Source organism: Ruegeria sp. YKSF070 (assembly GCF_059612725.1).
Genome location: NZ_JBXWRD010000082.1, coordinates 1 through 13,417, shown reverse-complemented (window position 1 = coordinate 13,417; position 13,417 = coordinate 1). Strand labels below are relative to the sequence as shown.

At 57.9% G+C, this 13,417-nt stretch carries 9 protein-coding genes; all 9 read right to left on the bottom strand.

Features of this window, described 5'->3' with window-relative positions:
• A partial coding sequence (locus tag AC2FL1_RS22545) for a DEAD/DEAH box helicase (protein WP_496878414.1) occupies positions 1-2,314 on the bottom strand: 2,314 nt, incomplete at its 3' end.
• Positions 2,311-5,085 (bottom strand): DNA methyltransferase, encoded by a 2,775-nt coding sequence (locus AC2FL1_RS22540; protein WP_496878413.1) that lies wholly within the window; start codon positions 5,083-5,085, stop codon positions 2,311-2,313. The genes AC2FL1_RS22545 and AC2FL1_RS22540, both read right to left, overlap by 4 nt.
• A 35-nt stretch (positions 5,086-5,120) precedes the next feature.
• On the bottom strand, positions 5,121-8,852 hold the full coding sequence (locus AC2FL1_RS22535) for a DUF6079 family protein (protein ID WP_496878412.1): 3,732 nt from the start codon (positions 8,850-8,852) through the stop codon (positions 5,121-5,123).
• 14 nt (positions 8,853-8,866) lie between these two features.
• A complete protein-coding gene (brxF, locus tag AC2FL1_RS22530; RefSeq protein ID WP_496878411.1) occupies positions 8,867-9,325 on the bottom strand; it encodes a BREX-3 system P-loop-containing protein BrxF in 459 nt (152 codons plus the stop codon).
• Positions 9,322-10,218, bottom strand: a complete 897-nt coding sequence (locus AC2FL1_RS22525; RefSeq protein ID WP_496878410.1) for a BrxR family helix-turn-helix transcriptional regulator — start codon at positions 10,216-10,218, stop codon at positions 9,322-9,324. Before AC2FL1_RS22525 ends, brxF begins: the two co-directional genes overlap by 4 nt.
• Before the next feature lie 183 nt (positions 10,219-10,401).
• Complete coding sequence (locus AC2FL1_RS22520; protein WP_496878409.1) at positions 10,402-10,668, bottom strand: WGR domain-containing protein; 267 nt, start codon at positions 10,666-10,668, stop codon at positions 10,402-10,404.
• An 84-nt stretch (positions 10,669-10,752) separates the two neighbouring features.
• Positions 10,753-11,685 (bottom strand): DUF2493 domain-containing protein, encoded by a 933-nt coding sequence (locus tag AC2FL1_RS22515; RefSeq protein WP_496878408.1) that lies wholly within the window; start codon positions 11,683-11,685, stop codon positions 10,753-10,755.
• A gap of 361 nt (positions 11,686-12,046) precedes the next feature.
• On the bottom strand, positions 12,047-13,078 hold the full coding sequence (locus AC2FL1_RS22510; protein WP_496878407.1) for a DUF7146 domain-containing protein: 1,032 nt from the start codon (positions 13,076-13,078) through the stop codon (positions 12,047-12,049).
• Positions 13,079-13,081: 3 nt separating this feature from the next.
• A partial coding sequence (locus AC2FL1_RS22505; protein ID WP_496878406.1) for a hypothetical protein occupies positions 13,082-13,417 on the bottom strand: 336 nt, incomplete at its 5' end.

Sequence of the window (13,417 nt, the reverse complement as noted above, 5' to 3'; positions counted from 1 at the left end):
GGCCTGTAATGCGGACAGCGGGGACGGGTTGACCGGCGATACAACGCGGAAGATCGGCAATCAAAGCCTGCGCTCTTGGATCTTCCAGCGTCACCCACTCTACTTCGGGCCGATCTCCCGCGGTGCGCGCATCAAAACACACCGAAGATGACTCTGTGCCATCGGCCCACCGTATCCGCCAGGTATCGCCTTCCTTCTTGGCTTCTCCCCCCCGCGCAGGGAGGCCAGTTGTGATTGCCCGCTCCAGCCAAAACTGTGCCGGATGGTCTCGCCACTTGCGCGCATCATCGGCTTCTAGTTCATGGCCGTCGGCGAGCAGATCACTATTCTTCCGGTTCTCTGCCAACGAGGATCGAAGCTGCGTCAGAACGGCATCGCATTCTGTTTCGATCGATGCCGGGTCTTGGATCCCCTGAACAAAGAGCTCGTCGAACAGTGGCTCCGCCTCGACCGAATCCATCACATCGGCAACTTTATCCACGCCGAATTCCTCGGCGATCACAGCGAGCTTTGTTTCGAGAACTTCGCGAACCCGATGTTCGACGGTGTCTTCGAGTACGAAATTGATGGCTCGCACAATATGCGGTTGCCCGATGCGGTCCACGCGCCCAATACGCTGCTCGACCCTCATCGGGTTCCACGGCATGTCGAAGTTGATGATGACATGGCAGAATTGAAGATTGAGGCCCTCGCCGCCAGCGTCCGTCGAGATCAGGATACGAACATCCTTGGAGAATGCCCGCTGCGCGCGGCCACGCGCCTCGAGGTCCATACTCCCATTGAGCGTTGCAACCGAGAACCCCCTGCTTTCGAGAAATTCCGCGAGCATGGCCTGGGTCGGAACAAACTCGGTGAAAACCAGAACCTTGAGTTCAGGATCGTTTTCCTCCTGCTGAATCTTGTAGATCTGCTCAAGGAGTGCCTCGGCTTTCGCGTCGGTTCCTTGCGCCTCTGTCTCACGAGCGAGGAACAAGAGTGCCTCAACGTCTTTTCGCTCGTCATCCAAGGCATCGAAGGCCACGGCGATATCGATCTGGTCATCACCCGTTAGCTCATGCCAGTCTCCGACACCTTCGGTGGAAAAGAGCTGAAGCTGTCGCTGGTCGTCGTCCAGGGCGAGGAGTCGCTTTTCCAAGGTTGCACGGATAGCTGCGGTGCTGGACGTCACCAAACGCTGCATAAGGATCATCAAGAAGCCGATGTGCCGCTGCTTCGATGCCATGGCTTGGTTGTAGCCGTGGCGAACATACTCAGTGATCGCTTCGTACAACCCTTGCTGTGCTTTGTGTCGGTCAAGCCAGGCGACAGCCTGAATGCGGGTCATTCGAGGCTTGAACAGAGGCTTGCCTTCAGCATCGATCGCAAGCCTCTTCTCTGTCCGCACAACGAACGGGCGCACGCGGTCGCTCGAGACGCTGGTCTCATCGGGGAAAGAGTCCCGATCCAGCAGCTGCATCAGACGGTGGAATTGATCCGTTTTCCCTTGGTGCGGCGTTGCCGACAAAAGCAGAAGGTACGGAGCAGCTTCGGCAAGTGCCGCGCCCAACTTGTAGCGCGCAACCTGATCCGTGCTGCCTCCCATTCGGTGAGCCTCGTCGATGATCACAAGGTCCCAGTTGGCCGAAATCAGGTCTTCGAACCGTTCACGATTGTAGGTGCTGAGTTGCTCCGCGCTCCATCCGCGCCGCCCTTCGAGCGGTTTCACCGAATCCAGCGAACAGATCGCCTGATCGTGAAGCCGCCAGAGATTCTCCTCATCATCTCGGAACTGACGATATGCCGAAAGCTCTGACGGCTCGATGAACTGAAAGCTCTCACCGAAGTGCAGGCGCATCTCGGCTTGCCATTGCCGCACAAGACCCTTGGGCGCGACGACAAGGATCCGCTTGGCCATGCCGCGAAGCTTCAACTCCCGAAGGATCAGACCGGCTTCGATGGTCTTGCCGAGCCCCACCTCATCCGCAAGCAGATAACGGATCCGATCCCGGCTCATGGCGCGGTTCAGGGCGTAGAGCTGATGCGGCAAAGGAACGACGCTCGACTGGATCGGCGCCAGAAGCAGATTTTCTTCCAGCGCATCCAGAAGCTTTGCCGCGGCGGCCGTGTGCAGGATCTGGTCGACTGTCGTTCGGACAGCGTCGAGTGGCCCTAGCTCCCGAGACCTGGCACGGACAACGGCATCCTTGCCCGGGAGCCAGACGCGGTATGCGGTTTCGCCCCACATCTCCTCCCGGTCCACGATGCGGCAGGGTGCGGCATGTCGTTCATGCCAGCACCACGCGCCAATGCCAAAGTCTTGGGAGCCATGCGTCACGCATCAGCCTCCGTACGGGTCAGCGCCTGGTCGTACCAGAGCAGGAGCTTTTCATCCTCTTGCAGCGTCTCGTCCGGCAGCTTCTCGGCTATGCCAATGATCGTCTTGTAGTCCTTCGCAGCCCAGGCCGTCTTGAAACCGGCACGCAAGACCTCGAGGCGCGACTCCTTGAGCTGGCGCTTGTTCGCGGTCTTGTAGGCTTCGAACTCTTTCAGCAACGAACGTTCGCGCTTCTGTTCCAGATCCTTCGCCTTGTTCGGATCGGGCACATACCAGCGGTCCTTCGCCTTGGCCTTCAGGCGCGGGTCTTCCTTCTCCAGCCCGCGGAGATCCTTGAAGTTGGTCGAAAGATAGCTGTGGATCTGGCTCGGTACGTCACCGTTTCCATCGAAGCGCAGGAAGTTGTCTTCAAGCAACGCAGAGAGCTCGGGCTTCTCTTCGTGCTTTTTCCAGCCGGCACCGACCTGGGTGGTGAACTCGGGATGGACCTCTTGATAGGTCGAAGGCCGCTTGCGCAGGAAATCGGTCAGCCAGTCGATCGCCGAGCGCTCATCCGAGACGAACAGTTCCATCTGCGGGGCTTGTGCAGCCTGGGCACGTTTGCGGTCATACTCGCCGACTTGTTCGGGGAGAAATACCATTCCGTCTCGCTCTGGAAATCGATGTCGAAGGCCTTCTTGGAACTCCAGGCTGGAAAGCGGAACTGGCGCACTGTGCCGTACAAACCACGCAACCATCCTATCAAACAGAATTCTCGGATCACGCTCGACGATGTATTCCAGCGAGGACGACTTGTGCTTCGCTACTGGTAGCTGCCTCAAATGGTTGGTTACAAAATCCCAAACCGAGTCGGCGCCTGCTTGGGCCCCAAATCTCTGCTCGAGTCCACCACCGGGCTTGTATGCGGAAATCACCAAGTCTTGCTTGACTGCTACAGTCGTCGTTACCGCCTTAAAGCTGCCCTGCTGTTTGTCTAGTGCCGACACGTTGGCAACTACAAAGCCAGCCTCTTGAAGTGCTGTTTGCAAGCTATTCCAAACCGATGCTTTTGTATTCGAAAATACTACGGTCATCCATCGACCTGGCTTCAGAACCCGAAAATACTCCGTAAAGCACTCAGTCATGAGCCTTCTGTAGTCATCAAGCGACTTCTGAGAAGATTTATTCTTTTTCGAACGATCAACAATCGAGTCGAGCGTCGCATCTGTCAGCACTTTATGCCAAGATTCAGCGACAAAATTCAGCTCCGAGTATGGAATGTTGTCGCCGAAAGGTGGGTCGGTAAAGATGTAATCAACAGAATTCTCACCCAAACCAATTGCAGAAGCCGATCCAGTATTAACAACGGAGGTCGACAGCTTCGGGCGATATTTCTTAATCGATGATATGATCCTTTTTTTCTTATTTTCATATGCTGTAAAGGGAGACGCCTCCGCAATAAGCGATGGAATATAGTAAGAGCCTGACATCGGGTTATAAGGAAAAGAAACATCTGGCCGGTATCTGTTCATAATCGATAGGTTGACCAGATGGCTATCGAGCCAAAACTTCAAAAGCGAACTTAGACGGCGATCCGAGTAATGCTCAGCGGCGCGCCAAAAACTAGAAATCGCGTGTAGTGCTCTAGCAGTGTACAAGTGATGAACATGAGAAATTCCTTTGTCTCGCATACGCGGAGCTTCCCACATATCATCAAATGGAAACGGAAATGATGGAGCCTCCTTCGGAACTGGAAGAGCTTCAATCTTATCGATTTTCAATAGATCATCGTCGTCAGGCTTTTTGGAGAACCTCTGTCCGTTCCAACCGTACTGGATTACGGTCGCAACTCTTTTGGGAGTGTCAACCGTCTCGCCAAGAGCATTGTCCATCTTTTTAACATAGCGGCGCTCAAGCTTTTTCTTGGTTAACATCTTGTCGCAATGCGGGCACGTGAACTCGTCTAGTACTTTTGTACTTTCAGGCTGTAGTGCGTTTTCCAAGAAGTTTACTTCCCCTGCACACTCAGGGCATGAGAAGACTTCACTCCAAACCACATTCTCAATCTCACCGATTTCTCCGTTGGAATGTGTCGTCTCATACATCCAGCCGACATCATCCTTAACGGCGTCAAGGACTGCATCAGCCGCCTTCTCAAAAACGTGGAGATCAAAAGGGTTCACATAGTTATACGCGATAGAAGTTGCCGCTGGGGAAAGATCATTTAGGATGACTCGTCGGCGCCCCCAAATCGGCGCTTTTAACCCACGCTTCTTCCACTGAGATTCGATGTCGACGCGATATGACGTAGTCGCAACGTCGCACCATTGAGTTGCAACGCCAGTCATGCCCGACCCAGAGAAACCGTCAAGAATTATGTCACCGGGTTCTGTATAGTACAGAATTGATGGCACAATGGCGAGATACGGCACCTTTGTGTGATAGGAATGCGCCTTATAGATTGCGTCGGTCTTTCCAACCGAAACGTCAATTGCCATGGGTTCGCGAGCGTATTCTTGGTTCGGATCATACGGCTTCCCGTAGTGATCAATGAAATCCATAAGCCACGGGTTCGGGCACGCCGTGTAGTAGGGCGGATCCGACATGACGAGAATAGCGTCGTCTGATCCTTGCGGAAAACCTTCCTGAGCACGGAACTCCGGCTCTTTCAGCTTCTCGGCCAAGAGCTTCAGGAAATGCTCGCGGCGCGCGTCATCGTTCGGGAACGTCATACCCAGGCATTCGACCGGCCCGCCGTTCTTGCCGCCATCCATCTTCAGTTGTTCAGTCATCAGTTCGTCTCATCTCAATATCGGTTGGCGGAAGTTCACTCGACCACGAAGCGCAGCTTGGAGGTGTCCTTGCCCTTGCAGCGGTCGGTCAGGAACGCCTCGAAACGCTTGCGCAGGTCTTCGGGCGTCGCGGGCGATCCCCCCTGAAGCAGGGCCTGCCGGATGTCGCTGCCCGACACGACGACCTTGTCGAGGCCGGACAGTGCCTCTTGCACTGCGCTGATGAACTCGGGCGTGACGGGATCCGGCAATGACTTGCTGTCGACAAAGCCGGTGACGATCTTGCGCGACCCTTCCTTCAGCAGTTCAAAGTTGGACTGGATGATCGGATCCTCGAGGTTGTCGAGAAGCGTCTGCACCCATCCGTCCAGCAATTGATCGAGCTCGTCATCGAGCTGCTTAAGCACATTGGCCGCGGGCAGCATGTCGCCCTGCTCATTCGCCGGGCGGAAGTTGCAGTGCGGGCAAACCGGGCTGGCCGCCAGTTCCGAATCGATCAGCGAGGCGCAGCTCTTCAACTTGTCGAGTTTCTCCTCGAAGGTGGTGAGCTGGCTTGTCGGCATCAGCGAGATATTCGCCAAAGCTCGCATGGCGACGAGCCGAGAGTCCTTGCGCAGCGCGGTCTTCGTCTTGTCCTCGGACACTCCTAGACGCGCCTTGCTGTGCAGGCTGACATACGCCGTCACATAGTCCTTTTTGAGCTTGGCCAGCGTCTGCCGGTGTTCGGATCCATTCTGTCCAGTTCGGCTCGCCGACAATGCGTCGAGGACCTGCTTGCGGGTGTCCTGAGCCTGCTTCACCCATGCGTGGTCAGACGGCAGCACCATCTCGGCCTGGCCAAGATAGCTTGCCGTGTTCCCGAGTTCGCCGATCAGGCTGATGAGTCCTTCCACGGAGTTCAGAACCTCAAGGTTCTTTTTCTGGGCTGCGATATCGTCAGACCCAATGCGCAGGTTTTTGAGCTTGCCGACCGTGTTGTAGGGCGACAGGCTTTCCGAGAAGGCCTTAAGCTCGTCGAGCTTCGATCTCCAGTCGCGGATTTCTTCCTCGCGCAGAAGTGGCTGGCCCCAAAAGCTAAGCCGGTTCGCCATGTCGGTGGAAGCTGCAAGCACACGTTTTGTTAGCTTGCTGACTTCCTCCTGAAGCGCCTTGACCGGTTCATCCGAGCCTTGAGTTGCTTGCTGCGCGAGACCCGGCGGCAACTCCAGCATCTCGAAGAGTGACCGGAGCACGGCAACGTTGATCTCTTTCGGCGCCTCAACATGCTTGAACTGCTTCAACTCATCGAGCGGACGATCCGCGAGAAGCCCGATCTTGCCGGAGTCAATTTTGTCCCCAGTAATCGCGAGGACAATGTCACCGGAATAGACCAGTGACCCAAGCACCGTGACCAATAGGTCAGTCTCGAGCCGGTACTTGTCAGGGCTGAAGTACTCGATATCCGCGTTTCCAACGAGCAACTCACTGCGGTTCAACACTTGCCCATGACCTTTGGCCTTCAGCCGCGCGAGAACCTCCTGAGCGTATCGAGATTGAACCGGATCGATGCGATCACCATCGAGCATTTCGAGGCCATCCAGGACGATCACAGCATCTTTCGTACGGTTGCTCCCCGTGAGAGCACGAAGCGCATTTCCAATGAGCTGCTTTCGGTTGGACTCCGTCACGAGCGCCGAGAATGTTGGGTATTCGGGCGAAACATCGGCGAATCGGCTGCTTAGCGCGATCCCCGCGATCACGTTGACGACGTCGCGGAAGTTGATGCGCTCGTCCGGCCCCAAGCGCGCTTTGTCCCTGAGTGAAATGCCTTTGGTCCAGTCACGAAGTGTCTTGGACTTGCCTTGGAACGTGACCTCGAATGCCTCCAGCTGTTTTTCCTGCAGCCATTTGCTCATTTCGCGCAGCGCATCGCGAGCGCGGTCGAGATACACGCCTTTCGCGCCACCACTTGCCGTGGAGGCCAGTTCCTGCGCGGCGGCGTAGAAGCTCAGCAATCGCTTGATGGTTTCGTCTGGTGATTTCAGACGGAAGAAGACCTCGTCGGGCTTCTGCTCATCACGGAAACGCGGGGGATCGAAGGGCTGGATGAAGTACAAATAGAAATCCCGCTCTGGCTGAGCGGTCGGCCGGTCGTTCGGCGCGCCAAAGAACAGATAGCCAATCCGTTCGACGCGACGCTCCTGCCACTCGATCTGGTATTGCCAAATCTGGTGTCCCGTCACGTAGCTGGACTCGTCCGTGCGCTCCATGAGTTGGCGAATGGCGCCGTAGTAAGCGCGATCGAGCGCATCCTCCGAAAGAGCCTCGGCCCGCTTCTCGATTTGCGCGTCGTAATCGACGTCCTTTTTCAGGTCGAGATAGTATTGCTCGGTGTCTGGCGCCTTGGAGATGAACTGACCGTTTACCGTCTTGAGGGTCTCTCGAAGCGTGGTCTGGACCGCGGTAAGTAGGTCGTCAGACGGGTCGCCACCCATGTCTTCAATACCCGGCTGAAACAGGCAAAGCGTGTCGCGCAGTTCCTCGGCCGTCGGTCCGACCGGCACATAGATGTCCCCGCCCGTCGTCAGGCGGTGGACCGAAAGGCCGTCAATGATGCGAAGCGCCATCGGCTTGTAGGCCGGCCGAGTGAACGCCTTGGAGACCCTCTCCGCAAGCACTTCTGAGACCTTGAGCACTGGCCCGATATTCGGATCTGAGCGCAAGACGGAGTTTGTTGCGACAGTGTCCCAAAACTTGTCGAAGCCGATTAGACCAGGCCGATCTGAAGGAACTTCATCGTCAAGGATTGCCTGGATCTGATCACGCAAGGTCACCAACGCGCCCCGCTTCTCGGTGAAGACCAGGCGCTCAAACGTCCCGATGTAGTCTGGGTGTACTGGAAACAAACGCACATACTCGTCCATCCGCTCATTCATTGAGCCATAGAATTTCGAGAAGGGCGCAAGGTAAGCGCGGATCTTGTCCTGCTGGTCCGCGGACTTCTTCAAGAGACGTTCCGCGACAACGAAACTGACATCTTGTCTTGCCAGCAAAACCTGAGTGAAGCGATCCTTCACCCTCCGCAGGCTATCCGCCACATGTTGAAAGCGGCTGCTATCGAAGATCGCTTCCTGAACGCCTGCAACGAAACGGAACCGGAGATGTTTGGTAACCTCTCCGATCTCGCGGAGGAAGGACAAGTCGAGTACCAGTTCGTGGTCTTTTCGCGACCGCAGGTATTCGAGAAACTCGTCGACAACTAGGAGAACACCTTGATCAGGGTGAACCTCCGCAAAAGCCGACATCATCTCCTCGAACGCAGCCTTGTTATTGATAACCTTGTCGGCAGGCGGGAACGCATATGTCACGCCGTGCTTTTCCAGGAACACCTCAAGCTGTTGGGTGATGATGTCGCGCAATGACATCTGACTCGAGATCTCAATCCGATGTACTTTGAAGCGGCCCGCAATTGTCTTTGCAGCCTCGGCCACTTTGGGGTGCTGGATCATCGGCAGATATGCCTCATCTTCAGCGACAAGTGACAGCACCGACATCAAGTGCGACTTACCAGTGCCGTAGTTCCCGACCACCAAGACGCCTTTGTGGTCCACAGCCTCATCGAAGGAGAGCTGCGGGATCATGAGCTTGGCGATGCGGTCGGCCATGTCATCCGAGATGACATAGGTGGACACAAGCTTCTTAGCTTCATCAGGACGATCTGCATCGAGAAGCTGAATAACCGATTCAATGGGCTCAAATTGAATGAGATCGCCGTAACGCATTGCCATCTCGAGATTTCCTTTCAATTAACTCTGAACGGAACCACGCCATCACAGCTGTAGTCCTGATATTCTGGATGTCCTGTCGTTGCATACGACAGCCTGTTGTCTGTGAGCGTCCCCGGCCAAGCCGCAACAACGCGTCGCGCTTGAGAGTGCCGCCGGAGCAAATCGAGCGGACTTAGCTTCAACTCCTGGTCGAACAGGAGTTCGAGATTGTCCAGGAGGAGAAGCCCTTCCCGCGAAAACTCATCCGCCAACCCTTTCAGAAGGTCGGCTGCTTGAAGGTGTCTCCTGGGGCTCGGGATTGTCAGCAGTTCTCGTCCGAGGGCAGCTCCGATGTTGAGGATGTGCAGCCTTCGACGTCCAGCCAGTTGGCGAAGCAAGTCGCTTTTCCCAGAATTTGGCGCGCCTATCAGCAGCAATAGTTTGCTGTTCACCACAGCAAGATCGTCAACAACGCGTTCAAGTGCCTCGATCATCCGTTTACGCCTCCGCTCACAGGCGCCGAGACCCTCGGTGTCGAGTGCCCGATTTCGGGGGCGTTCATCAGGACAATCTGTTGGTCTTGCGGGCGCCGGGCGGCGGGATCTGTATCCAATCCCAAGCGCCTTAGCGCGTAATAGAGCAGCGCGCGGCGCACCCTTATCTTCGCGCTGCCGCCACGCATCCCGTAGTCGAGGGCAATGACCTTAGCCTGCGTTTCTGACAGTTCGGGATGAGGAGCCACTTCAAGGACGACTTCTGAATTCCAGTCGAGATCATCATCGGCCGATGTCCCGCTTTCGCGTGAGCCACGAATCTCAATCATCCGGGAAAGAAGGAAATCCTTGAAACACTCGTCGGTTAGACAAAACGCGCGGGCGTGCCAGCGAAATCCATCGAAGGCAATCGCGTGAGGCGCAATCCAACGCCACCGCGGATCTGGGCTGGAAAGGGACTGGTATCGTATCTCTATCTCTTCGGATCGCCTGATCGCTCCCACAACGGACCGAAGCGTCACGGGGTCAACACCACGGACCGGCGTCGGCGCAGAGGCAAAGGACGGAAGATTAGCGATCCAAGAGTCTTCACGGTCAAGAATGTTTTCGGCCACGGACCGTAGCTGAGCTAGATAGCGACTGGCATCAGGTTCCAGAAATTGTGGTTGGAATGCACTGCCTCGCACATAAGTCCGCGCACTCTTGTCGTAGACCATGTTCGCCGGCGCAAAGCCGATATAGCGATTCAGGTCAGTGGACGCTTGGTTGACCGAGACACCGAACTGATCCATGAGGTCACTCCGGTTTACATGCCCCTCCCAGAACAAGCGGAACTCTATGAACTCGAGACGTTGCTCGACTCCCCATCGAAGTTCTGACCTGTCGCTATCCACCCTGGCCTCCCGGTATCCCAATGCGCATTGTAACTATGCGCGCCCATTTTCTGGGCCTGCGACAACCTTAGGGAGTGACACCGAGATTATCAATCGAATTTCAAGGCGTTGCCTTGGAAGTCGACCATTCAGGCGTAGATAACCCAGGGACTGGTCTTGGACTATCAAAGCCCAAAGGATCATCTAGCTAGAACGTAAGTATCCTCGGCGATGCTTCGTCGCTGCGAGCTTCAATAGGGCGGTCACAGCATGCCCCTCGTCCGGGTGCTGTTCGATTAGCATCTGCCCTCGAAACCCGATACGGCCCCATTCCCGCACAAGGCATGCGCCGCCAAACAGGTCCGGCTGAATGCTCATTCGATAGAAGCGGCGCATGTTGATAGACGGGTCGATCCGCTTGAGATCGACCGTCGTCGGGAACACTTCCATTTGCCGCGATATGTCGAACATGTTGTTGGCGCCTCTCTCAAAACCACAATATCAAGCGCTCTTCGACGTTTCCACAATGTTCTGTCCCGGATTGAAGTCGGGGGCTCACGCCCCCTTCTCGAACTTCATGACCGGGATGCCCAGCTTTTTGGCTTTATCGGCGAGGTTTTCCTGGATACCGGTTCCGGGGAAGACGAGGACCCCGACCGGGAGCACATCCAGCATCGCATCGTTTCGTTTGAAGGGCGCGGCCTTGGCGTGCTTGGTCCAGTCAGGCTTGAAGGCGACCTGCGTCACGCCCCGAGACTCTGCCCATTTGGCGGCGATGAGTTCTGAGCCTTTGGGGCTGCCACCGTGCAGCAGGACCATGTCGGGATACTTGGTGCGGACCTGGTCGAGCTTGCCCCAGATAAGGCGATGATCGTTGAAATCGGTCCCGCCGGTGAGGGCGACCTTGGGGCCTGCGGGAAGCATCACCTCGGTCTCGGCGCGGCGCTTGGCGGCCAGGAAGTCGCGGCTGTCGATCAGGGCGGCGGTCATGTGCTGTCGGTTCACCATCGAGCCGGTGCGGGGGCGCCAGGCCGATCCGGTGTGCTGAACAAACTCGGAGGCGGCGTGATCGCGCATCATGTCCATGCAGTTGCGCCGTTCGACGAGGGTCAGGCCTTCGGCTGTCAGGCGCTCGAGTTCGACGGACTTCACTTCGGAGCCGTCCTGCTCGCGCTGGAGGCGGCGCTGCGCCTGCTCGTTCTCATCGAGCGTCCGCTCGATCCGGGCCGTGGCGCGGTGGAAGAGGTTGACCTGGCCCCAGAGCACCTCTTCGAGGTCGGGTTCCATACGGGTGTCTTCCAGGGTCGCGACGAGGGCGTCGAAGATGTCGGCGACGGCGACGGCGAGGCGCTGCCCATCGGGCATCGGGCGCGGATCGGGCTCGTCAAAGGGGCGATAGCCGTAGAGCTGGAGCTCGTCGAGCGCATGGGCGGTCTGGGATGCGCTATGGGCGGGTTCATACGCGTCGTCGTGGGTATGGATCGTCATCGGTTTCTTGCCTCCGGGCCTGTCTCGTCCGCGCGTCATCCCGCGCGGCCTTCATGGGCAGACCCGAGCCGTCGGGGCGGTTGCCCCTTCATCCCGGCTTCACCGGGGCCGGAACAGCGTGGAGGAGGTCGGCAGGGAAGCTATTTGTCTCGCGATGCAAAGGCGGCTTTGCCGCAGGCGGAAATAGGTTCCCTGCCGACCTTGCAGGGGCAACCGCTTTGACGGCCTGCCCATCTCTTGAAGGCCGCTCGGGTGACGAGTGGATGCGCAAGGCCCGGGATGGGGTGAGGACGACGATCCAGAGCCACGACTGGGATGCTGCCCCCTGCCCCGCACTCCCAGACCCCCTGCGCGATGCAGCTCAGCCCAATAGGCGATGCCGATCCTCTGGCCCGATCTGACCTGCCAGATGCTGGCGCAGCGCGTTCTTGCCGTTCGCCCGAAGATCATCGTTGAAGTCCCCGAGCCCCGGTTCCAGCACCCGCACGGCGACCCCGAACTCGGTGGCTCTGGCGCTCAACCTCCCTGCCGCACGTTGCCCGGCCGGATCGCGATCGATGGCGATGTAGAGGCGCTGGAGCCCCTCCGGCAGCAGGACCGCCCCGAGGTGACCCGAAGAGAGTGCCGCCCAGACGGGCAGACCTGGGATCGCTTCGGACAGGGACAGCATGGTCTCGATGCCTTCGCCGATGACGAGGATATCGTCCTCCGGGCTCAGCCTGACAGCATTGCCCAGGAGGTGACCCATTGCCCGACGCTGTGGATTCACTTCCGCCTTCCCCTGCCCGTCAGACGCCAGCCAGGTGCGATGCACGCCCTGCACGGCCCCGGCCCCATCGGTAACCGCCGCGATCATCGCCGGTCTGGGGATGCTCCGGGTCTGCCCCTCTTCCCGATGCCAGCACTTCGGGTGGAAGCGTAAGGCGCCGTTCGCCCCGAATTGGGTGATGCCTCGGGAACGGAGGTAGGTGTCGGCAAGCGTGCTTGTGATCGGGTTCGAGGCAGCAAACAATCGCGCCGCCGCCGCAGGAGTGCCACCGGGTGCCTTGGACTTCCTCGGCTCTTGCCTATCCGGGACGACCGGCTGCGGACGGCCAAGATGTGCTCGGGCCTCGGCGAGAAGGTCGGGGAAGCGCGTGATCCCCGTCCGGGCGCGGATGATATCCAGGAGATCGCCGTGCTCGCCGGTCGCGCCGTCGGTGAATTTCCCGGCAGCTCCTGCACCTGATGCCGGCCCAGTCAACCGCACGAAGAGCGACCGGCCGGTGTTGTTCTGCAGATCGCCGACGATCCAGTAGGATCCTTCCCTCCGTCCGGCGGGAAGGTAGGCACGACAGACGCCTTCGGCATTTTCTGCCAGATCGCGCACGAGGTCTTCGGTATCGGAATACATGGGTCAACAGCCTCCGCGATCATGTAGCCTTGCGACAGGACAACGTGCAAGCAGACGATCCAGTATCGCGACGCCATCAGCGTCGGTCGGGCAAAACAGCCGAAGCTTCCAACTAATAATCTCCGAGAAGAAGCCATCGGCCTTGAGGCGATCCTTGGCTGCCTCCGAGAAGCCCGAGAGTTCGATCCGGTTCGCGCCCATGACGCGCGAGCGGTGCAATTCCATCCCTTCGGACAGGCACACCACGGTCTTGCCCTCCAGAACGAGGGCATGGATCTGCGCGGCCGAGAGCTTGGGCGCATCGGCGGCCAGCGTGGTCGCGACCCAGGCAGGCGAGAC

Coding starts and splice junctions, on each gene's coding strand:
- AC2FL1_RS22540 (WP_496878413.1), bottom strand. CDS start 5,085: ATGACTGAACAACTGAAGATGGATGGCGGCAAGAACGGCGGGCCGGTC.
- AC2FL1_RS22535 (WP_496878412.1), bottom strand. CDS start 8,852: ATGGCAATGCGTTACGGCGATCTCATTCAATTTGAGCCCATTGAATCG.
- brxF (WP_496878411.1), bottom strand. CDS start 9,325: ATGATCGAGGCACTTGAACGCGTTGTTGACGATCTTGCTGTGGTGAAC.
- AC2FL1_RS22520 (WP_496878409.1), bottom strand. CDS start 10,668: ATGTTCGACATATCGCGGCAAATGGAAGTGTTCCCGACGACGGTCGAT.
- AC2FL1_RS22515 (WP_496878408.1), bottom strand. CDS start 11,685: ATGACGATCCATACCCACGACGACGCGTATGAACCCGCCCATAGCGCA.
- AC2FL1_RS22510 (WP_496878407.1), bottom strand. CDS start 13,078: ATGTATTCCGATACCGAAGACCTCGTGCGCGATCTGGCAGAAAATGCC.